The sequence below is a fragment of the Klebsiella sp. CN_Kp091 genome, from assembly GCF_040065095.1.
Taxonomy (GTDB): domain Bacteria; phylum Pseudomonadota; class Gammaproteobacteria; order Enterobacterales; family Enterobacteriaceae; genus Klebsiella; species Klebsiella aerogenes.
The window spans coordinates 47,421-67,844 of record NZ_JBEAIO010000043.1 but is presented as its reverse complement, the minus strand read 5'-3'; the positions used below and the strand labels follow the sequence as shown (position 1 = coordinate 67,844).

The 20,424-nt window shown below is 53.8% G+C and carries 19 protein-coding genes; 7 read left to right on the top strand and 12 right to left on the bottom strand.

Annotated elements, in window-relative coordinates:
- Positions 1-76: 76 nt before the first annotated feature.
- From ABLV17_RS17950 to soxR, 3 genes are all read right to left on the bottom strand, one after another.
- Positions 77-1,426, bottom strand: coding sequence for an NCS2 family permease (locus ABLV17_RS17950; protein WP_015368730.1), 1,350 nt, complete (start codon positions 1,424-1,426; stop codon positions 77-79).
- Positions 1,427-1,797: 371 nt separating this feature from the next.
- A complete protein-coding gene (locus ABLV17_RS17945; RefSeq protein WP_087858827.1) occupies positions 1,798-2,466 on the bottom strand; it encodes a glutathione S-transferase in 669 nt (222 codons plus the stop codon).
- 274 nt (positions 2,467-2,740) lie between these two features.
- Positions 2,741-3,199 (bottom strand): redox-sensitive transcriptional activator SoxR, encoded by a 459-nt coding sequence (gene soxR, locus ABLV17_RS17940; RefSeq protein WP_087858828.1) that lies wholly within the window; start codon positions 3,197-3,199, stop codon positions 2,741-2,743.
- An 84-nt stretch (positions 3,200-3,283) separates the two neighbouring features.
- Between soxR and soxS the strand changes: the two genes are divergently transcribed.
- Complete coding sequence (gene soxS, locus ABLV17_RS17935) at positions 3,284-3,613, top strand: superoxide response transcriptional regulator SoxS (protein ID WP_015368734.1); 330 nt, start codon at positions 3,284-3,286, stop codon at positions 3,611-3,613.
- On the opposite strand, the gene ABLV17_RS17930 is transcribed toward soxS, so the two are convergent.
- Positions 3,598-5,202, bottom strand: a complete 1,605-nt coding sequence (locus tag ABLV17_RS17930) for an EAL domain-containing protein (protein ID WP_308958493.1) — start codon at positions 5,200-5,202, stop codon at positions 3,598-3,600. The two genes, soxS and ABLV17_RS17930, sit on opposite strands and share 16 nt — an antisense overlap.
- Positions 5,203-5,752: 550 nt before the next feature.
- On the opposite strand from ABLV17_RS17930, the gene ABLV17_RS17925 reads away from it, so the two are divergent.
- The gene (locus tag ABLV17_RS17925) at positions 5,753-6,034 is read left to right on the top strand and encodes a YjcB family protein (RefSeq protein WP_015704055.1); all 282 of its coding nucleotides are present in this window, start codon (positions 5,753-5,755) and stop codon (positions 6,032-6,034) included.
- A 70-nt stretch (positions 6,035-6,104) separates the two neighbouring features.
- On the opposite strand, the gene iraM is transcribed toward ABLV17_RS17925, so the two are convergent.
- Positions 6,105-6,458: an anti-adapter protein IraM gene (iraM, locus tag ABLV17_RS17920; RefSeq protein WP_308958491.1), complete on the bottom strand. Its 354-nt coding sequence runs from the start codon at positions 6,456-6,458 to the stop codon at positions 6,105-6,107.
- A 451-nt stretch (positions 6,459-6,909) separates the two neighbouring features.
- On the opposite strand from iraM, the gene ABLV17_RS17915 reads away from it, so the two are divergent.
- Positions 6,910-8,490, top strand: coding sequence for a lytic transglycosylase F (locus ABLV17_RS17915; protein WP_308958490.1), 1,581 nt, complete (start codon positions 6,910-6,912; stop codon positions 8,488-8,490).
- A 79-nt stretch (positions 8,491-8,569) separates the two neighbouring features.
- Here ABLV17_RS17915 and ssb1 read toward each other — a convergent pair whose 3' ends face one another.
- On the bottom strand, positions 8,570-9,094 hold the full coding sequence (gene ssb1 / locus ABLV17_RS17910) for a single-stranded DNA-binding protein SSB1 (RefSeq protein ID WP_015368746.1): 525 nt from the start codon (positions 9,092-9,094) through the stop codon (positions 8,570-8,572).
- 254 nt (positions 9,095-9,348) lie between these two features.
- Here ssb1 and uvrA point away from each other — a divergent pair, with 254 nt between their 5' ends.
- From uvrA to ABLV17_RS17895, 3 genes are all read left to right on the top strand, one after another.
- Positions 9,349-12,174, top strand: a complete 2,826-nt coding sequence (gene uvrA / locus ABLV17_RS17905; RefSeq protein ID WP_308958489.1) for an excinuclease ABC subunit UvrA — start codon at positions 9,349-9,351, stop codon at positions 12,172-12,174.
- A 142-nt stretch (positions 12,175-12,316) separates the two neighbouring features.
- Positions 12,317-12,724, top strand: a complete 408-nt coding sequence (locus tag ABLV17_RS17900) for a hypothetical protein (protein ID WP_271032792.1) — start codon at positions 12,317-12,319, stop codon at positions 12,722-12,724.
- Positions 12,724-13,041: a hypothetical protein gene (locus ABLV17_RS17895; RefSeq protein ID WP_213317913.1), complete on the top strand. Its 318-nt coding sequence runs from the start codon at positions 12,724-12,726 to the stop codon at positions 13,039-13,041. Before ABLV17_RS17900 ends, ABLV17_RS17895 begins: the two co-directional genes overlap by 1 nt.
- A 1-nt stretch (position 13,042) precedes the next feature.
- On the opposite strand, the gene ABLV17_RS17890 is transcribed toward ABLV17_RS17895, so the two are convergent.
- From ABLV17_RS17890 to dnaB, 6 genes are all read right to left on the bottom strand, one after another.
- The gene (locus ABLV17_RS17890) at positions 13,043-13,396 is read right to left on the bottom strand and encodes an MmcQ/YjbR family DNA-binding protein (protein WP_087858835.1); all 354 of its coding nucleotides are present in this window, start codon (positions 13,394-13,396) and stop codon (positions 13,043-13,045) included.
- 3 nt (positions 13,397-13,399) lie between these two features.
- On the bottom strand, positions 13,400-13,816 hold the full coding sequence (locus ABLV17_RS17885; protein WP_113374999.1) for a secondary thiamine-phosphate synthase enzyme YjbQ: 417 nt from the start codon (positions 13,814-13,816) through the stop codon (positions 13,400-13,402).
- Between the two features lie 142 nt (positions 13,817-13,958).
- Entirely contained in the window at positions 13,959-14,672 is a 714-nt protein-coding gene (gene aphA, locus ABLV17_RS17880; RefSeq protein WP_015368752.1) for an acid phosphatase AphA, read from the bottom strand.
- Positions 14,673-14,912: 240 nt separating this feature from the next.
- Positions 14,913-16,106 (bottom strand): aromatic amino acid transaminase, encoded by a 1,194-nt coding sequence (tyrB, locus tag ABLV17_RS17875; protein WP_087858836.1) that lies wholly within the window; start codon positions 16,104-16,106, stop codon positions 14,913-14,915.
- Between the two features lie 184 nt (positions 16,107-16,290).
- Positions 16,291-17,370, bottom strand: a complete 1,080-nt coding sequence (alr, locus tag ABLV17_RS17870) for an alanine racemase (RefSeq protein WP_271032795.1) — start codon at positions 17,368-17,370, stop codon at positions 16,291-16,293.
- A 31-nt stretch (positions 17,371-17,401) separates the two neighbouring features.
- Positions 17,402-18,817, bottom strand: a complete 1,416-nt coding sequence (gene dnaB / locus ABLV17_RS17865; protein ID WP_015368755.1) for a replicative DNA helicase — start codon at positions 18,815-18,817, stop codon at positions 17,402-17,404.
- Between the two features lie 432 nt (positions 18,818-19,249).
- On the opposite strand from dnaB, the gene ABLV17_RS17860 reads away from it, so the two are divergent.
- Positions 19,250-20,233 carry a quinone oxidoreductase gene (locus tag ABLV17_RS17860; protein WP_348854524.1) on the top strand — a complete coding sequence of 328 codons (984 nt, stop codon included), beginning with the start codon at positions 19,250-19,252 and terminating at the stop codon, positions 20,231-20,233.
- Positions 20,234-20,424: the final 191 nt, after the last annotated feature.

Below are 20,424 nucleotides of genomic sequence, written 5' to 3'. Positions count from 1 at the left end.
ATTAACGCAAAAGGAAACAGGATGTGGCTGAAAAATTAAACGGGCGGCCAAAGCCGCCCGTCGTTAGCAGGAAAAGTTAAATCGCCCACCCACCAGCGTAGAAGATGACCAGCGCCGCCGCGATGATCACGGTGCCCGCATTGAGCTTACGCCACTCGCCGGATACCACGCGGCCAATCACCAGCGACGCAAAACCGATCATGATGCCGGTTACGATGTTGCAGGTCAGCACGATGAACACCGCGGTAATCAGCCCCGCCATCGCATCCACGAAGTCATTGAAGTCGATTTTCGCCACGTTGCTCAGCATCAGCAGGCCAACGTACATCAGCGCTGGCGCGGTCGCATAGGCCGGAACCAGATAGGAGAGCGGGGAAAGGAACAGGATAAGCAGGAACAGCACGCCAACGGTGACTGCCGTCAGGCCGGTTTTACCGCCCGCCGCCGTACCGGCCGCCGATTCAATATACACCGCCGCAGGGGCTGCGCCCACCACGCCGGAGAACACGCTGCTCAGGGAGTCGGTAGTCAGCGCTTTGCCGCCGTTGATGATCTGCCCGTCTTTATCCAGCAGGTTAGCCTGGCCGGCGACCGCGCGAATGGTGCCGGTGGCGTCGAATACCGCGGTCATAACCAGCGCCAGCACGCTTGGCAGCACCACCGGGTTCAGCGCGCCGATGATATCGAGGCTGCCAATCAGCGAATTGCCTTTGTCATCGCTCAGCGACGGCATGGCGAAAATCCCGGAGAAGTGGACGTTGGGATCGAAAATCAGCCCGATAATGGAGACCCCGATAATGGTCAGCAGAATACCGCCCGGCACTTTCAGTTTTTCCAGGCCGATAATCACCGCCAGGCCAATCAGCGACATCATCACCGGGAAGCTATCGAAATTGCCCAGCGCCACCGGCAGGCCGTCCAGCGGGTTTTTAATTACCAGGCCGACGCCGTTGGCGGCGATCAGCAGCAGGAACAGGCCGATACCGATGCCGGTTCCGTGCGCCACGCCTTGCGGCAGATTGCGCAGGATCCAGCTACGAATACCAGTGGCGGAGATAATGGTGAACAATACCCCCATCAGGAACACGGCGCCTAATGCCACCGGAATGCTGATGTGTTGTCCCAGCACCAGGCTGAAAGCGGTAAAGGCAGTCAGCGAAATCGCACAGCCGATAGCCAGCGGCAGGTTAGCCCACAGACCCATCACTAATGAACCGACGCCCGCCACCAGGCAGGTCGAGACGAACACCGCTGCCGGCGGAAAACCGGCTTTGCCTAACATTCCCGGCACTACGATGACGGAGTACACCATCGCCAGGAAGGTGGTTAATCCGGCAACGATTTCCTGACGTACGGAGCTGCCGCGAGCTGAAATTTTAAACCAGGCGTCTAAAGAACCGCCGGTACGCGCTGAAGGCGTAGACATAGAAAACTTCCCCTGAAAATTTTGATCGTTCGCTTGCATGCGTGATGGACCATCCACTGCCAGTTAAACGCCATCTCCTTGTGCTGTTTCCCGGCGCCAGGAGGGAGGCTGAGAAAAAGCAAACGTTTAACTCCGCACATACAATGCGATGTATGGAATGTCTTTGCTCCCCCTATCGGCAGGGGAAAAAACGAGCAAAGTAAAAAGGCAAACGATTATCCTGTCTTTAGACGACCCTTTTCAACTGAAGTTTGTCGTATTTTGCCAAATTTCGCCGCCAAAGCTCAGGAAATAGACAAACGATGCGCAAACGTTATCGTCAATGCGCAAAGCATTAACATTTTTATATGTTTTAATCCGCTTTCAGCGCATTAACCGCCAGGTAGGGTAAACGGCCCGCCGCGCTCAATAGCATTCAGCCAGCCCGGTCGCGATTCAACCTGTTGCTGCCAGCGGCGGGTGTGCGGCAGGTCTTGAATGCCGCCGCGCGCCAGTAACGCCATCACCGGAAAGCTCATCTGAATATCCGCCATGCTCAGCGCGCCGCCGGCAAACCACGGCTGGCCAGCCAGATGCTGTTCAATATATGCCGCATGGGTCGCCAGCTGTCTATCCAGCCACGCCTTTTGCACCCCTTTGCCCAACGCCCCGCCCAGCGTGCGCATGCCAAGCGGCACCGGCGGTTTGCCGAGGCTGGCGAAGATAAGCTTCATCAACAACAAGGGCATTAACGATCCCTCGGCATAATGGAGCCAAAAGCGATATTGCAGTTTATCTTCCCGCCCCTGCGGCTTCAGCTGCTGGGCGCTATCGTAGGTCTCCTGCAGATATTCCAGAATGGCGCCGGACTCCGCCAGCACTACGCCCTGATCCTCAAGCACCGGCGATTTACCCAACGGGTGAATTTTTTTCAGCTCCGGCGGCGCCTGCATGTTTTTTTCACGCTGGTAGCAGACGACCTGATAGGACAATTGCAGTTCTTCCAACGCCCACAGCACGCGCTGCGAGCGGGATTGGTTGAGGTGATGGACCGTCAACATGGCGCTCTCCTGTTGTTCGTTCAAATTAACTATAGGAACAGGCGGCCAATGACGGAAAAATTTCGGCAACACCAACAGGCAAAATCAGCAGGCTGTGCCACAATTACATTGTCGACGCAATCCGGAACCTCCTTCAACACATTGCGCAATACCTGAGGGGAGTCGACGTCGGGGGAAACCCTCCCGTGAGCCAGCGGGATAATGCGAAAGACAAAGACCGGAAAACAACTAAAGCGCCCTGTTGTGGCGCTTTAGTTTTTTGTAGGTATCACGATTAATCCTCTTCCAGCAGGCGTGCGCCGGTCCCCTCTTCACCCAACTTATCTCCTGGGTTGCGTAATGGGCAATCGCGGCGCGATAAACAACCACAGCCGATGCAGCCGTCGAGTTGATCACGCAGCGCAGTCAGGGTGTGAATACGCCGGTCCAGCTCCTCCCGCCATTGCGACGACAGCTGTTTCCACTCTTTGGCGCTCAGATTATGTCCTTCCGGCAGGACGCCAAATGCCTCGCCGATGGTCGCCAACGGAATGCCAATACGTTGCGCAATCTTGATAATGGCTACCGCTCGCAGTACATCACGGCGATATCGCCGCTGATTGCCGGCATTACGCTGGCTGCGGATAAGCCCTTTACTTTCATAAAAGTGCAGCGCCGAGACGGCGACGCCGGTTCGTTTAGCCACTTCTCCAGGAGAAAGCAGCATTTTGATACGGGCTGATTTCTTTTCCATAAAGCTCTTTACCTCAAGTTAACTTGAGGAATTATACTCGCCGACAGACAAAACGACGAATCGAGAATTGAGAGAGGCCGCTTTATGTCCCATCAGGATATTATCCAAACGCTTATTGAATGGATTGATGAACATATCGATCAACCACTTAACATTGATGTAGTCGCTAAAAAATCGGGATACTCGAAATGGTATCTGCAGCGGATGTTCCGTACCGTTACCCACCAAACGCTGGGTGATTACATTCGTCAGCGCCGGCTACTGCTCGCTGCTGAAGCGCTGAGAACCACGCAGCGTCCTATTTTTGATATTGCGATGGATTTGGGATACGTCTCGCAGCAGACGTTCTCGCGGGTGTTCCGCCGGGAGTTCGATCGCACTCCCAGCGACTACCGTCATCAGATTTCCGCCTGACGACCGTCGTGCGGCGTACGCAGTAAGATCGGGGACTTGGCCAGCCACTGCATAAACTCCTGCGGCGGCATTGCCCTCGCAAAATGCCATCCCTGACAAAACTGTACGCCGCGCTTAAGTAACCAATCCACCTGATCCAGCGTTTCTACCCCTTCAGCGATGGTTTTTAAACGCAGGCTACGCGCCATGTCGATGATATGCTCGGCAATCAGGTGGCTGGTGCTATTAGTCGTCAGCGTATCGATAAAAGATTTATCAATCTTCAGAATATCGACGTTGAGCGAATAGAGGTTATGCAGGTTGGAATAACCGGTGCCGAAATCATCAATAGCTATCTCGTAGCCCGCCTCGCGGAAAGCCTGAATCACCGGCGTGGTTTTCGGCACATCGATAAATCCCCTTTCGGTGACTTCAATTTTGATTTGCTTCACGCAAACCGCGTAGCTGCGCGCTTTCTCAGTAATCTGCGCAATTAACCGCGCGGAATGGAAGTCGGATGCCGAAAGATTAATCGCGATATAGAGCTGCGGATGCCTGGCCAGGTATTCACCAAGATCGTTGAACAACTCGTCAACCACGTAATCTGTTACCTGAGCAATCATGCCTGAGTTTTCCGCCAACGGAATAAACTCCGCCGGGCTCATCACCGGACCGTCAAATCCCGGCCAGCGTAGCAGCGCCTCGGCGCCGACGCAGCGGTTATTCTTGATGTCAATAATAGGTTGGTAATGCAGACAAAGCTGGCGGTGGCTTAACGCTCGCTGCAGCTTATTGCGCGGCGAATGATACTGCTGACGGCTTCGCGACCAGACCATCAGAATCAATATGCTGCAAATAATTCCTAACGGCAGGGTCAAAGTAACCTGATCGTACAGGCTGGCATAATAGCTGGCGCGCGAGGTGGACATGATGACCGCAATCGGCCGAATCGACGAATGGGCGACGGTATAAACCCGGCCATCCTGATTGAAAAAAGCGTCTTCGTGGCGAATAAGACGATGAAGCTCCCTGGCATCAACGTTTTTACTCACGGAGAAAAACATGTTCGTTTTGGTGTCGAAGACGCCGTAGGCTAAATCTTTATCACTGGAAATGACTGAACTATAAGAGAGGGGGTTAACCACCACGGCATAATGCCCACGCTGCATATAATTCATATCATAGCCGGGATAAAACGGCGTATCGCGATAGTAGTAGATGGAGATGTCGGGATTTCGAGTATAATTCGCCGCGGATATTCTCCAGCCCTCTTCGGGATGGACCGCTGTGGAACAAAGGAAAGTGTTACCGCTCGCGTAAATCAGGTCATCAACGTACAGTAGTCCGCGAACAATATTCAACATGTACTGCTGATGCTGAGGGGAACACATTAACCCGGTAAACCGCATGGCTTTTTCGCGCGCCTGCTCGGATTCATGAATGACCATTTCCGTTTTTTGCAGCGCCAGCTGCGAAAACGATTGCAGTCTATCTGAGATTTCTTCCTTGGCCCTGATTTGCGCAAACCACAACGCCAACACCACCGGCAGTACAACCACCAGTATGATGAAGAATATTCTTAACGCCTTATGCGGCGCGTTACGATTCATTTCCGCTTTTTATCCATGCGATACGCCTCAATCACGGTATAAGGACAAAAACCAGGCATTACCGACTGTTATAAAAAACAGCGAATTTCAGCAACGAACACGTTTATGTAAAAACCTCACACCTAATAATGATGAATCATACTTACTTATAGATGGATCGAGAAACATTCTCGTAATAATTAAGACACTAGCCACTTACTAATTCGGTTTCTCCGTACAATTACTCGTAATAAGTAACAAAACCCGTAGATCAATTATCGGCAGTCCTAGTCCGGTCCTTAACGGCGTCGAAAAACGGCCATCAGACAAGCTGGTACGCATTGCCGCGCAATTAACCACACTCACAACATGGTTTTTAAATGTCAAAAAAGGTCATTTTTTGTCTGGTGAATAAATCAACAAATGTGATATAGTTCACACAAGTTGATGAAACAGAACTGTCGTTTCATCACTCCCTGAAGTGCCCCCAGATAGCCAGAGCGTCTCATTATTGATAATCGCGCCAGGTTGTCTAAGGCTCCCGAATTTCTTTGAGAGATAGGATAAGTTAATGGCTTCCATTACTACCAGTGTCGTACTTTTGCGCTGGCCCCTGGTGAGCGCGGTATTGATGTTCCTGGCCAGCTCGCTGAATATTCAATTACGTAAAAGCGACTATGCCGGCTTAGCGATTATTTGTAGCTGTCTGGGTCTGGCTGCCGCCTGCTGGTTTGCCACCGGCTTGTTAGGTATCACCATGGTGGATGTCGCCAAAATCTGGGGCAACATTAAAGATGTCATGGTTGAAGTCATGAGTCAGACGCCGCCAGAGTGGCCAATGATGATGACCTGATAAAAAAGCTTCCTGCGGGAAGCTTTTTTATTTTCAGCAACGATGATGTTCTTCTCTACCCGAGCTAATATTATCCGTATAACATCGGCCGCAGACGCTCGTTCGGGCAGCGCTTAACCGCACAATACGATTGATAAAGACAAAATTCCGGCTCCGCGACCTCGAAATTATACGGACAGGTTGGCCGCTCTCTTAACGTTTCCCACTGTTTATCGTCATAACACGTGATGTTATAAATTTTTAATGAATGATATTGATCATTAATTAAAACTTTAGATGAATAAAGCTTCATGGTTTCGCCAGGAATTAATAAAAGATCGGCTTCATACCAGATAATAAACTTCAGAAACCGCAGCCCCGATATTGACGAGAATGCAACGCCGGTATGCGGGCAGATAAGGGTGTTAAGAATCGTCCATTTCATCTTCCGTCCTTGTAAGTAAAATCTGTTACGGGAAATTTAGTGATAGCACTCCAGGCCGTTATCTGCAAGGTGGCTGATTAATATTGTGATATAGACCAAGCCTGATACATCTCGGCTATACCTCTCTTGAAGTAAGCTAACCCGGGCATTCTACGAATTATGTATTAATACTAAAAAAACAAAACCATGCAAAGACTATAACTAACCTTACAATATATTTTAAATAGCAGACAAAAATATCATTTTGATATTCAAGTGGGCGGAATAATCAATTAGCAATCGCAAAATGAAAATATTTTCTAGTATGAGAAGTGCCTCTGTCCTTTGAATTTTCGCAAACAGGCAAATACCACCTACGCCGAGCAGCACACGAGGGAGGTAGATAGAAAAAGGCACAGGGGCGCGTTTGCATTGACTAAAATATAACCATCCCCCTGCAGAGTGCCGCATCATGAACATCTTCGGTTTTCAACGTCGCCTGGCGATGGTTTCCTGCTGCCTTCTCGCCATACTGTTTGCCTTCTCCGCTTCAGCGGCTTCGACGAGTAAAGCGTCGCCGGCGCATAAGGATAAAGCTGAGCTGACCATCGATATGGATCACATCATGCAGCCACAAAAAGGCGATCTTCCCGATATGATCAATCGGCGGGCGATCCGGGTGCTGACGACCTACAGCAAAACGTTCTTTTTTATCGACAAGGGTACCCAACGCGGCGCCACCCACGATCTTTTCATCGCTTTAGAAAAAGATCTCAATAGCAAGCTGGCAAAAGAGAAGAAGCTGAAGCAGAAACACCTCAAAGTGCGGATCGTTTTTATCCCGGTGACGCGGGATAACCTGTTCAAGGCACTGAATGAAGGCAAAGGGGATATCGCTGCCGCCAATCTCACGATTACTTCATCGCGTCAGGAGCAGGTCGCCTTTACCACCCCGCTCTATAGCGATGTCAAAGAACTATTAGTTTCGGGGCCATCATCGCTCGAGGTAAAAAGCCTGGAGCAGCTTTCCGGTAAAACCGTGTTTGTTCGACGCTCATCCAGCTATTACGAAAGTTTGCAGGCGCTTAACGCCCGCTTTGCCAAAGCAGCGCTGCCGCCGGTCATTTTGCAGGAAGCACCTGAAGCGCTCGAGGATGAGGATCTTCTCGAAATGCTCAATGCCGATCTGATACCCCTGATCGTAGTGGATCGCCATAAAGCGATTTTCTGGAAACAGGTGTTTCCAAAAATTCAGGTGCATGAAGACATTGTATTACGGGAGGGAGGCGACATCGCCTGGGCGGTCCGCAAAGACAACCCGCAGCTTCTCGCGGTGCTGAATAATTTCGTGAAAAATAATCGTCAAGGCAGCACCCTGGGAAACACGATTCTGCTGCGCTACCTGAAAAGCGCGACCTACGTTAAAAACGCCGCAGCCAACAGAGAGCGCGCTAAGTTTTTGCAGATGGTGGAAATTTTTAGAAAATATGGCGAACGCTATGATGTCGACTGGCTGCTGATGGCCGCCCAGGGATATCAGGAATCGCGGCTCAATCAATCGGTACGCAGCCACGTTGGCGCAATCGGCGTGATGCAGGTCATGCCCGCGACCGGCAAGGAACTAAAAGTTGGCGATATTAAGAAAATCGATCCCAACATTCATGCCGGCGTGAAGTATATGCGCTGGATGATTGATCATTACTATGGCGATCAGCCAATGACGCCGCTTAATAAAGCGCTGTTTTCGTTCGCGTCCTACAATGCGGGCCCGGCGCGTATCGCGCGTCTACGTACGGAAACCCAAAAACGCGGTTTTGATCCGAATATCTGGTTTGGCAACGTTGAGAATCTCGCGGCGGAAAAAATCGGCGCTGAGACGGTGACCTATGTCAGTAATATCTATAAATACTACATTGCCTATCGACTGATAATGGATGATATCGCCCGTAAACAAAAAGCGACCGCCACCCCGCTACCCGAGCCAGGAACAGGTAAGCTTCAACCAGACGCGGCTCCGTCACCCGCTCCTGAAGCTTCGGCCCCGGCAACCTGAGAGCCTGAAACGAAAAAGCCCCGAACACTCGGGGCTTTTTGTTGGCTAACTGCATAGGCAGTAGGTAATAAGGAAAACCTTAGAACGGGATATCGTCGTCGAAGTCCATCGGCGGTTCGTTAGATGGCGCTGCCGGGGCCTGCTGCTGCGGACGAGACTGCGCGCCGCCGCTGAACTGGTTGCCGCCCTGCGGCTGCTGAGGCTGACCCCAACCGCCCTGCTGCTGGCCGCCGCCTGCCGGTGCGCCGCCGCCCTGACGGCCGCCCAGCATCTGCATGGTGCCGCCGACGTTTACCACGATTTCAGTGGTGTACTTGTCCTGGCCAGACTGATCGGTCCATTTACGGGTACGCAGCTGGCCTTCGATATAAACCTGAGAACCTTTACGCAGGTATTCGCCCGCGACTTCCGCCAGTTTGCCGAACAGCACAACGCGGTGCCATTCAGTCTGCTCTTTCATTTCGCCGGTTTGCTTATCGCGCCAGGATTCGGAAGTTGCCAGCGTGAAGTTGGCGACAGCGCCGCCACTTGGCATGTAGCGTACTTCCGGGTCCTGCCCCAGATTACCGACGAGAATCACCTTGTTTACGCCTCTGCTGGCCATGATCGAATCTCCTGAATAATACGTTTTGTATAAGTGTAAACCGGGAATTCTAACACCACAAAGGGGCAATTTGATAGCTGCGAAGCCAATTCCAGAAAACATGCCGCTGCTATGCAAATTTTCACCCTCTTACTGCAGCGCCATTCCAATACTGTATATCCAGACAGGTTAAATTGTGTCATAATTAGCCGTTTCTGCCGTTTGTCCTTTAAGCAAACCAGGCAATCCGTGTATCTACCTACCGGGAAAGGTGAATGGATAAGATCGAAGTTCGGGGCGCCCGCACCCATAATCTCAAAAACATCAACCTCGTCATTCCGCGCGACAAACTTATTGTCGTCACCGGGCTTTCTGGGTCTGGCAAATCCTCACTCGCTTTCGACACCCTGTACGCCGAAGGCCAGCGTCGCTACGTCGAATCGCTCTCCGCCTATGCGCGACAGTTCCTGTCGCTGATGGAGAAACCGGACGTCGATCATATCGAAGGGCTGTCGCCGGCGATTTCTATCGAACAGAAATCGACCTCCCACAACCCGCGTTCGACGGTAGGTACGATTACTGAAATCCACGACTACCTGCGCCTGCTGTACGCCCGCGTCGGTGAACCGCGCTGTCCGGACCACGACGTCCCGCTGGCCGCGCAGACCGTCAGCCAGATGGTCGATAACGTGCTCTCTCAGCCGGAAGGTCAGCGCCTGATGCTGCTGGCGCCCATCATTAAAGAACGTAAAGGCGAGCACACCAAAACGCTGGAGAACCTTGCCAGTCAGGGCTACATCCGCGCGCGGATCGATGGCGAAGTCTGCGATCTTTCGGATCCGCCGAAATTAGAGCTGCAAAAGAAACACACGATTGAAGTGGTTATCGACCGCTTTAAAGTGCGCGACGATCTGGCGCTGCGTCTGGCGGAATCTTTCGAAACCGCGCTGGAGCTCTCAGGCGGCACCGCCATTGTTTCCAACATGGATGACAGTAAAGCGGAAGAACTGCTGTTCTCGGCCAACTTCGCTTGCCCGATTTGCGGCTATAGCATGCGTGAGCTGGAGCCGCGTCTGTTCTCCTTCAACAACCCGGCAGGGGCCTGTCCAACCTGCGACGGCCTTGGCGTTCAACAGTATTTCGATCCCGATCGAGTGATTCAGAATCCGGAGCTCTCGCTGGCTGGCGGCGCCATCCGCGGCTGGGATCGCCGCAACTTCTACTACTTCCAGATGCTGAAGTCGCTGGCCGATCACTATAAGTTTGATGTTGAAGCGCCATGGGGCACCCTCAGCGCTAATGTGCATAAAGTCGTGTTGTACGGTTCTGGTAAAGAGAATATTGAATTCAAATACATGAACGACCGCGGCGACACGTCAGTTCGCCGCCATCCGTTCGAAGGCGTGCTGCACAACATGGAGCGCCGTTACAAAGAGACGGAATCCAGCGCGGTGCGCGAAGAGCTGGCGAAATTCATCAGCAACCGTCCGTGCGCCAGCTGCGAAGGCACGCGTCTGCGTCGCGAAGCGCGCCATGTATTTGTGGAAAACACGCCGCTGCCAACCATTTCCGATATGAGCATCGGCCACGCGATGGACTTCTTCAATAACCTGAAGCTGTCTGGCCAGCGGGCGCAAATCGCCGAGAAAGTGCTGAAAGAGATTGGCGATCGCCTGAAGTTCCTCGTCAACGTCGGTCTGAACTACCTGACGCTCTCTCGTTCGGCGGAGACGCTCTCCGGCGGTGAAGCGCAGCGTATTCGTCTGGCGAGCCAGATAGGCGCGGGGCTGGTTGGCGTGATGTACGTGCTGGATGAGCCCTCTATTGGCCTGCACCAGCGTGATAACGAACGCCTGCTCGGTACGCTTATCCACCTGCGTAACCTGGGTAACACGGTCATTGTCGTTGAACATGACGAAGACGCCATTCGCGCCGCCGACCATGTTATCGACATCGGCCCCGGCGCTGGCGTGCACGGCGGCCAGGTGGTGGCCGAAGGGCCGCTGGACGCCATTATGGCGGTACCAGAATCCCTCACCGGGCAGTACATGAGCGGTAAACGCAAAATCGAAGTGCCGAAACAGCGCGTCGCCGCCGATCCGGAAAAAGTGCTGAAGCTCACTGGCGCGCGCGGCAACAACCTCAAGGATGTGACGCTGACGCTGCCTGTCGGCCTGTTTACCTGCATTACCGGCGTTTCCGGTTCCGGTAAATCAACGCTGATTAACGATACCCTGTTCCCCATCGCCCAGCGCCAGTTGAACGGCGCGACGATTGCCGAACCGGCGCCATATCGCGATGTCCAGGGGCTGGAGCACTTCGATAAAGTCATCGATATCGACCAGAGCCCGATTGGCCGCACGCCGCGCTCAAACCCTGCAACCTATACCGGCGTGTTCACGCCGGTGCGCGAACTGTTCGCCGGAGTGCCGGAATCACGTTCACGCGGCTATACGCCGGGCCGCTTCAGTTTTAACGTCCGCGGCGGCCGCTGCGAAGCCTGTCAGGGCGACGGGGTGATCAAGGTTGAGATGCACTTCCTGCCGGATATCTACGTACCGTGCGACCAGTGCAAAGGCAAACGCTATAACCGCGAAACGCTGGAAATTAAGTACAAAGGCAAAACTATCCACGAAGTGCTGGATATGACCATCGAAGAAGCGCGCGAGTTCTTTGATGCCGTTCCGGCGCTGGCGCGTAAGCTGCAAACCCTGATGGATGTTGGCCTGACCTATATTCGTCTTGGCCAGTCGGCAACCACGCTCTCCGGCGGTGAAGCCCAGCGCGTGAAGCTGGCGCGCGAACTATCCAAGCGCGGTACCGGCCAGACGCTGTATATCCTTGATGAACCGACTACCGGTCTGCATTTCGCCGATATCCAGCAGCTGCTGGACGTGCTGCATCAGCTGCGCGATCAGGGCAATACCATCGTGGTCATTGAGCACAATCTCGACGTAATTAAAACCGCCGACTGGATTGTCGACCTCGGCCCGGAAGGCGGTAGCGGCGGCGGAGAGATTCTCGTTTCCGGCACGCCGGAAACCGTTGCCGAATGTGAAGCCTCGCACACGGCGCGCTTCCTGAAGCCCTTGCTGAAGTAATCTCTCAGGCCTCTTCCCGCAGTGGAAGAGGCCTCATTTCATCTCATTTCATCTCATTTTTTTACGCTGAGACTTCGTGATTTGCCCGGCGCCTCACTCTGGCGTCTGATAGCCGCTATCGCCCACCGATACCGGGAAAACTATGCGAGTACCACGCCTCATTCCGTTATTTATCATCGCCGCCGCGCTATGTGCGTTAAGCGCCTGCTCGTGGGTTGGCCGCTACAGCGATACGGCCTATCAGCAATTGCTCACACTCAAGCAGTTGCATTTGCAGTTCATCGCCACCGCAGCCACGGATGACGATCAACAATTGACTGATGAAGATGAACAGATTCGCCAGCAGTTTGCGCAGGCGATCGCCCAAAGCGACGCGCTGCGCCAGGAAAACTTCAGGCTACTTGAAGGTAACTATTTACGCGTTTACGCCCATCGCCAGATGCGGGGTGCGCCCTTTACCCCTGCCGAAGCGCAATATTTAACGCGGCAGACCCTTTATCTTTATCAACAGGCTATCGCTGGCGAATGTCAGCGAACAGGGAGGGAATAATGCCGACAACCATGGAAATTCGCGCGCTGTTGTCCGCTTGCGCAATTGATAGCGCCGAATGGATACCAATACTGAATAAAGTACTTGGCGATGAGCAGCGCGAAGTACGCGATAGCGCCATCTTTTTACTGCAGGCATTACAGCAAAAAGCTCAGGGCTGGCTGACCGAAGACGATCTACGGCTACTGCTGGAAGGTCAGCGCGATATTGCCCGCATTCGCGCCAACAACCAGAGCATCGCACGCCAGGCGCAGCTGCAGTCGACGTTATTAAGGCTGTTCGATATCGCGCTGCTGGCGCTGGCAGGCGGGCTATAAGCTACGCTAACTGCCGCCGCTTATCTTCCGGCAGCAGGTCGACCGCCTGCTGATAAGAGGCGTCCACCAGGTAGTAAATCTGCGAATCCGGCAGGGAGCCATCAAGGAAGACCGTGCTCCAGTGAGCTTTATTCAGATGCCTGCTGGGGCGAACATCGCGATGCTGTTCGCGCAGCAGTTCGGCAAGCTCGGGACTCGCTTTAAGCGCAACGGCCGGCCGCTTATCCTCCACTTCTTTCACCATGGCGAATAGCACGTCTGCGACCTTGATTTGCGTCGCTTTCCAGTCGCTATGAACGCTTTGTTCCGCGCCCGGCTTCGCCATGCAGTACTGTAGTAGATCCGATATGGTCATTTTTTATTCTCCCATAAGCGTTGCGACGATATGCCGCGAGCCGCCGTGAATACGATGCTCCCCCAGCCAGATCCCCTGCCAGGTCCCTAATATGACGTTGCCGTTTTGCACCGGCAACATCAGAGAAACGCCCAGCAGCGATGATTTAATGTGCGAGGGCATATCATCGGGACCTTCATAATCGTGTTCATACGGCGCGTTGTCTGGTACGGCGTTGAGAAAATGCTGTTCCATATCAAAACGGACCGTGGGATCGCAGTTCTCATTTAACGTCAGGGAAGCGGAAGTATGCTGGAGTAACAGATGCAGCAGGCCAACCTTGATATGCGAGAGTTCGCGAATTTGACCAATAATTTCATTGGTCACCAGATGGAAACCACGAGATTTCGGGCCTAATGTCAGGGTTTGCTGATGCCACATAAACGACTCCTGTAATGTGTGAATCCTTCTAAGTTTGCAGCAAGAAGCGAAAAGGTAAAACCTCAAACGCTGAAATTCGTACAAAAAAAAGACAGCCTGCGGCTGCCTTTTTCATGTTCAGAAGCGCCGTGTTCCGCACGCCTTAATATTCTGAATTCACAATCACCTCTTCCCCTTGCGAGCCGGCCATCGGCAGCGGTTTGTAGGAGGAGTTTGCCGCGCGCAGCACGCGAATTCCGCGCGCATCGGCGTCGCGGGCCGCCGAGATGTCGTTGTCAGAGTCACCGTAGAAGACTTTGATATTCTTCTCCCGTAACCACTGGGTTTTGGTGTTCTGGCCTGGCTTATCGCCGGCAAAAATCACCGGGTTCATATTAGCGCCGGGGATGAGGAAATCATCCTGCAGGGTTTTGGAGACAGTCTCAGTTTTGGTCTGGCTGCGGCCGGTGACGAAGTAAATGCTGTCGCCGCGCTTAATATGCATCGCAATCAGCTGGCGGCCCACTTCTTTCGGCATACTGAACTCGTCCCAGCCGTTATTCATCTTTTCCCAGAACTCGGGGTTCTTCAGATAGGCTTCGCTGCCCGGAGAATAGGTTTTCTGCCCACGCCAGAAACCAGGGCTGGAGAACAGCACGGTATCATCGATATCGAACCCCACCGCCATCGGCGCGCGGCCAAGCAGGCTATTTTCGATTTGCGCTACGGATACCCAATGTATCGGCGCCTGTTCGGCAAGTTTCGCGACATTCGTCCCTTCCCAAATGGGCTGCGGAGTGGAAGCGCGCGCGACAACGGAGCTATTAAGAGCGAACAACAGACAGGTGGCGCTAATGGCCAAAGTTAACTTACGCATATTTATCCCTTCACCCGTCGTACACAGGGCGGCTGAACCTGCGTTACTCAGGATTGCAAATTCAATTCGTTGTTATTTTTAATAATGAGTGAGCTTATAAATGCACCAAGACCTTAACGCCTGCCCACACAGATAGAAAGGATTTTCTGCTCAGATGTCATATAAAAAGAGCATGATCACACTTCGGGGTATATTCCCCCTCGCCTTAACGCTGGCGAGGGAGATTTAGTAAGTGAGCACTTACATTACAGCAGCAAACGCCTGAGCCACGCGCTGGACGTTACGCGAGTTAAGTCCTGCCACGCACATCCGCCCGCTGGCAATCAGATAGACGCCAAACTCTTCGCGTAGACGATCCACCTGTGCCGCGCTTAAACCGGTGTAACTAAACATACCGCGCTGCTTCAGCAGGTAGTCAAAGTTCTTGCCGGGAACGGCCTCTTTCAACGCCTCTACCAGCGTCTGGCGCATCGCCAGGATGCGGGTACGCATCGCTTCCACTTCCGCCAGCCATGAGGCTTTCAGCGCCGCGTCGTTCAATACTGCCGCGACCACCTGCGCGCCAAAATTCGGCGGACTGGAGTAATTACGACGCACCGTCGCTTTCAACTGGCCCAGCACGCGGCCTGCCGTTTCCGCATCATCGCAGACAATGGACAGACCGCCGACGCGTTCGCCATACAGGGAGAAGATTTTGGAAAACGAGTTGCTGACCAGCATCGGCAGGCCAGCGCTGGCAATCGCGCGGATAGCGTAGGCATCGTCTTCCATACCGGCGCCAAAGCCCTGATAGGCGATATCGAGGAAAGGAATTAAGTTACGTGCTTTCAAAACCTTAACGACTTCATCCCACTGCGCGTTGCTCAGATCGGCGCCCGTCGGGTTGTGGCAACATGGATGCAGCAGCACGATATCGCGCTCCGGCAGGGTCTGCAGCCTGGCGAGGAAGGCTTCAAAACGCACGCCGTTGCTCTCATCATCGAACCAGGGGTAAGTACTTACTTCGAACCCAGCCCCTTCAAATATAGCGATATGGTTTTCCCAGGTCGGATCGCTGACCCATACGCGAGACTGCGGGAAGTAGCGCTTGAGGAAGTCGGCGCCAACCTTCAGCGCGCCAGAGCCACCCAGAGTTTGAATTGACGCTACGCGATTTTGTTTCAGCACTGGATGGTCGGCGCCAAACAGCAGCGGCGCAATGGCGTGGCGGTAGCTATTGAGCCCTTCCATCGGCAGATACAGCGAGGCGCCGTGCGGCTGAGCATTGAGTTGTGCTTCGGCATCCGCCACGGCCTGTAGTTGCGGAATAATGCCGTCTTCGTTGTAGTACAAACCGATGCTGAGGTTCACTTTGTCACTACGCGGATCTTCTTTGAAACGCTCCATCAAGGAGAGAATGGGGTCGCCGGCGTAGGCGTCAACTTTTTGAAACACGAGATGTATCTCCAGGTTTACGAAAGCAGGTATTTACACAATAAACCGGAAGTTGGGGAAGGTCGAGGGGATGTTGGTAAGTTATCGACAAAGATCGCTGCAAACATGGGCGACGCCGTGCGCCGCCCCTGCTCATTACCCCGATAAGCGTAGCGTAATCGGGGAAATATGCCACTGACCGTAGTTAGTCGAGGTAACGAATTGCCAGCCTGGAGGTCAGTCGGGTGATAAGTTCGTAAGCACTCACTTTCGTTATTTCCGCGATGCGCTCAACGGGGAGCCCCTCTCCCCATAACACAACCGGATCGCCGGATTTATCCTGCGCCTGAGGACCGAGATCGACGCAAATCATATCCATCGCCACGCGACCGACAATCGGCACTTCGCGGCCGTTGACCAGCACCGGCGTGCCGGAGGGCGCGGCGCGCGGATAACCGTCGCCATAACCCATCGCCACTACCCCAAGGCGAGTATCGCGCTCGCTAATCCAGGTGCCGCCATAGCCCACCGGCTCCCCGGCTTTATGCTCGCGCACCGCAATCAGGCTGGAGGTCAGCGACATGACCGGCAGACAGCCGAAATCCTCACCGGTAGAGTGGTTCTCCAGTGGAGAAACGCCGTAGAGAATGATGCCCGGCCGCGCCCAGTCGAAATGCGACTGCGGCCACAGCAGGATCCCGCCCGAGGCGGCAATAGAACGCAGCCCCGGTTTCCCTTCGGTAAAGGTGGTGAAAATATCCAGCTGACGCTCGGTCGCGCCGCATTCCGGCTCATCGGCACGGGCGAAATGGCTGACGATATTCACCGGCTGGCGAACATTTTTGCACCGGCTTAGCCGCTGATAAAACGCTTCGGCCTGTTCCGGCAGTACGCCAAGACGATGCATACCGGTATCCAGCTTCATCCAGACGGTAACCGGTTCGGCCAGTTCCGCTTGTTCGAGCGCCGCCAGCTGTTCCGGGCTATGTACCACGGTATGCAGTTGCTGCGCGGAAATCAGCGCCAGATCCGCCGCTTCAAAGAAGCCTTCCAGCAGTAATATCGGTTGGGTAATGCCCCCTTCACGCAGGCGCAGCGCCTCTTCCAGGCGGGCGACGCCGAAGGCATCGGCGTCGGTCAGCGTTCGCGCGGTCTCAAGGAGGCCGTGTCCGTAGGCGTTCGCTTTCACCACCGCAACCAGTTTGCTGGCAGGAGCCAGTTCACGCAGGCGTTGCAGGTTGTGTCGCAGAGCGCGGCGGTTGATAACTACAGTTGCCGCTTGCATTTGAATTCCTTAAAAAAAGACAGACGGAGGTTTACTCATCGTCATACTGAGGGCCGGCATAATTATCGAAACGCGACCACTGGCCGTTAAAGGTCAGTCGTACCGTACCGATCGGGCCGTTACGTTGTTTACCAATGATAATTTCAGCAATACCTTTTAAATCGCTGTTCTCGTGATAAACCTCATCACGGTAGATGAACATGATTAAGTCGGCATCCTGTTCAATAGAGCCGGATTCACGCAGGTCGGAGTTGACCGGACGTTTATCGGCGCGCTGTTCCAGAGAGCGGTTCAACTGCGACAGCGCCACCACCGGCACCTGCAGCTCTTTTGCCAGCGCCTTCAGCGAGCGGGAAATTTCGGCGATCTCCAGAGTACGGTTGTCGGAGAGCGACGGTACGCGCATCAGCTGCAGGTAGTCGATCATGATAAGACCGATACCGCCGTGCTCACGGGCGATACGGCGGGCGCGCGAACGCACTTCGGTCGGCGTCAGGCCGGAGGAGTCATCGATATAGATATTACGTTTTTCCAGCAAGATACCCATCGTGCCGGAGATCCGCGCCCAGTCTTCATCGTCCAGTTGGCCGGTACGGATACGGGTCTGATCGACGCGCGATAGCGAGGCCAGAGAACGCATCATGATCTGCTCGGATGGCATCTCCAGACTGAAGATCAATACTGGCTTATCTTGCAGCATCGCTGCGTTTTCAACGAGGTTCATCGCAAATGTCGTCTTACCCATCGATGGACGCGCGGCGACGATAATCAGATCCGAAGGCTGTAACCCGGCGGTCTTTTTATTGAGGTCGTCATAGCCGGTATTCACCCCGGTGACGCCATCATGCGGCTGTTGGAACAGCTGTTCAATACGGGCGACGGTGGCATCGAGCACATCGGCGATGTTCTTCGGCCCTTCGTCTTTATTGGCCCGGCTTTCGGCAATTTTAAATACCCGGGATTCCGCCAGATCCAACAGGTCCTCGCTGGTGCGCCCCTGGGGGTCGAAACCGGCTTCGGCGATCTCGTTGGCCACCGAAATCATTTCACGCACCACCGCGCGTTCGCGCACGATGTCGGCATACGCGCTGATGTTCGCCGCGCTTGGCGTATTTTTGGAGAGCTCGGCCAGGTAGGCGAAGCCGCCGACGCTATCCAGTTGCCCCTGACGCTCCAGCGACTCCGCGAGAGTGATCAGGTCAATCGGGCTGCCTGACTCTTGCAGGCGCGCCATCTCGGTAAAGATATGACGATGCGGACGGGTATAGAAATCTTCCGACACCACCCTTTCGGCGACGTCGTCCCAGCGCTCGTTATCCAGCATTAAACCGCCCAACACCGACTGTTCCGCTTCAATCGAGTGCGGCGGGACTTTCAACCCGGCGAGCTGCGGATCGCGTTCGCGAGGTTCTGTCTGTGGTTTGTTGAAGGGTTTATTTCCTGCCATAACTTAAGAATTCACCGATACGCAATTGAGCGTGACAGTATAGCGGCAAACGTGTTGCCGCAATAGAACTGCTGTTTTCGGAAAGAGGAATTGATGGATGAACGCTATCATCCATAATGGAAAGCCATCGTAACCAATAGCACCATCGCCACACAGACAAAAATAAAAAATTTTCTGTGATTATTGGACTTTAACGACAACAACATCAAACACACCATCGCTGCCGCTACCACTAACGTCATAACCATCAAGGTAATAATGTAGTCAAAATTATAATTCAGCATAAACGCTCCATGTCCTTCACTCCTGCGCCCGTACAACAGCCGCAAGCTATCCTTGTACGCCTCATCAAATCCGCGGCAATAAAATCCCTCACCTGTGCAGCGGACTGTTAAGCTTATTCAATAACATCAGAACAGCACAGGAGCAAACATGGCAACACGAATTGAATTTCCCGCGCACGGAGGCCCCGAGGTTCTGCATGCGGTCGAGTTTACCCCTAACGATCCTGCCGAGCACGAAATCCAGGTAGAAAACAAAGCTATCGGTATCAACTATATCGACACCTACATCCGCAGCGGCTTGTATCCACCGCCCTCGCTGCCGAGCGGTTTGGGCACTGAAGCCGCCGGTATCGTTACTAAAATCGGCAGCGGCGTTAAACATATCAACGTTGGCGATCGGGTGGTGTATGCCCAGTCCGCGCTTGGCGCTTATAGTTCGGTGCATAACGTGCATGCCGATAAAGCGGCGATTTTGCCGAATGCGATTTCCTTTGAGCAGGCCGCCGCCTCGTTTCTTAAAGGGCTGACCGTCTGGTATCTGCTGCGCAAAACCTATGAAATAAAAGCCAATGAAACCTTCTTGTTCCACGCGGCGGCGGGCGGCGTGGGGCTGATTGCCTGCCAGTGGGCGAAAGCGCTTGGGGCGAAACTTATCGGCACCGTCGGCAGCGAGCAAAAAGCGCAGCGCGCCCGGCAGGCCGGCGCCTGGGAAACCATTAACTATCGCGAAGAAAATATTGCCGAGCGCGTCAAAGCGCTAACCGGCGGTAAAAAAGTCGCCGTGGTTTACGATTCCGTGGGTAAAGATACCTGGGAAGCCTCGCTCGATTGTCTTCAGCGGCGTGGTCTGATGGTCAGCTTCGGCAATTCATCTGGCCCGGTAACCGGCGTGAATTTGGGTATCCTCAATCAGAAAGGCTCACTGTATGTGACCCGCCCTTCTCTGCAAGGCTACATCACCAGCCGGGAAGAGCTGACGGAAGCCAGCAATGAGCTATTTTCGCTGATCGCCAGCGGCGTGATCAAAGTCGATGTGGCGGATAATCAGAAATACGCCCTGCGTGACGCCAGACGCGCGCATGAAATCCTGGAAAGCCGGGTGACCGAGGGATCGAGCCTGCTGCTACCGTAACGGGATGAGATCGCCGGAAAAGTTTAGGGCCTCCTGACGGAGGCCCTGACTTTTTTTGTTCGGCTGTATGTAGGGTACAGCGCGATGAATTCGTTATCGCGCTAATAGTGACAGATTTAATACGCAATGCCTACGCTGTTTTATGCAAAATTACTCAGGTTGTGACACACCGCTCAATCCCCAAAATGATG

Excerpts from the sequence above, each read along its gene's own strand:
- ssb1 (WP_015368746.1), bottom strand. The coding sequence starts at position 9,094 with ATGGCCAGCAGAGGCGTAAACAAGGTGATTCTCGTCGGTAATCTGGGG.
- ABLV17_RS17950 (WP_015368730.1), bottom strand. The coding sequence starts at position 1,426 with ATGTCTACGCCTTCAGCGCGTACCGGCGGTTCTTTAGACGCCTGGTTT.
- aphA (WP_015368752.1), bottom strand. The coding sequence starts at position 14,672 with ATGCGTAAGTTAACTTTGGCCATTAGCGCCACCTGTCTGTTGTTCGCT.
- dnaB (WP_015368755.1), bottom strand. The coding sequence starts at position 18,817 with ATGGCAGGAAATAAACCCTTCAACAAACCACAGACAGAACCTCGCGAA.
- soxS (WP_015368734.1), top strand. The coding sequence starts at position 3,284 with ATGTCCCATCAGGATATTATCCAAACGCTTATTGAATGGATTGATGAA.
- ABLV17_RS17860 (WP_348854524.1), top strand. The coding sequence starts at position 19,250 with ATGGCAACACGAATTGAATTTCCCGCGCACGGAGGCCCCGAGGTTCTG.
- ABLV17_RS17900 (WP_271032792.1), top strand. The coding sequence starts at position 12,317 with ATGCGAGTACCACGCCTCATTCCGTTATTTATCATCGCCGCCGCGCTA.
- ABLV17_RS17925 (WP_015704055.1), top strand. The coding sequence starts at position 5,753 with ATGGCTTCCATTACTACCAGTGTCGTACTTTTGCGCTGGCCCCTGGTG.
- uvrA (WP_308958489.1), top strand. The coding sequence starts at position 9,349 with ATGGATAAGATCGAAGTTCGGGGCGCCCGCACCCATAATCTCAAAAAC.
- iraM (WP_308958491.1), bottom strand. The coding sequence starts at position 6,458 with ATGAAATGGACGATTCTTAACACCCTTATCTGCCCGCATACCGGCGTT.
- ABLV17_RS17915 (WP_308958490.1), top strand. The coding sequence starts at position 6,910 with ATGAACATCTTCGGTTTTCAACGTCGCCTGGCGATGGTTTCCTGCTGC.
- ABLV17_RS17890 (WP_087858835.1), bottom strand. The coding sequence starts at position 13,396 with ATGACCATATCGGATCTACTACAGTACTGCATGGCGAAGCCGGGCGCG.
- ABLV17_RS17945 (WP_087858827.1), bottom strand. The coding sequence starts at position 2,466 with ATGTTGACGGTCCATCACCTCAACCAATCCCGCTCGCAGCGCGTGCTG.
- alr (WP_271032795.1), bottom strand. The coding sequence starts at position 17,370 with ATGCAAGCGGCAACTGTAGTTATCAACCGCCGCGCTCTGCGACACAAC.
- ABLV17_RS17895 (WP_213317913.1), top strand. The coding sequence starts at position 12,724 with ATGCCGACAACCATGGAAATTCGCGCGCTGTTGTCCGCTTGCGCAATT.
- ABLV17_RS17885 (WP_113374999.1), bottom strand. The coding sequence starts at position 13,816 with ATGTGGCATCAGCAAACCCTGACATTAGGCCCGAAATCTCGTGGTTTC.
- soxR (WP_087858828.1), bottom strand. The coding sequence starts at position 3,199 with ATGGAAAAGAAATCAGCCCGTATCAAAATGCTGCTTTCTCCTGGAGAA.
- ABLV17_RS17930 (WP_308958493.1), bottom strand. The coding sequence starts at position 5,202 with ATGAATCGTAACGCGCCGCATAAGGCGTTAAGAATATTCTTCATCATA.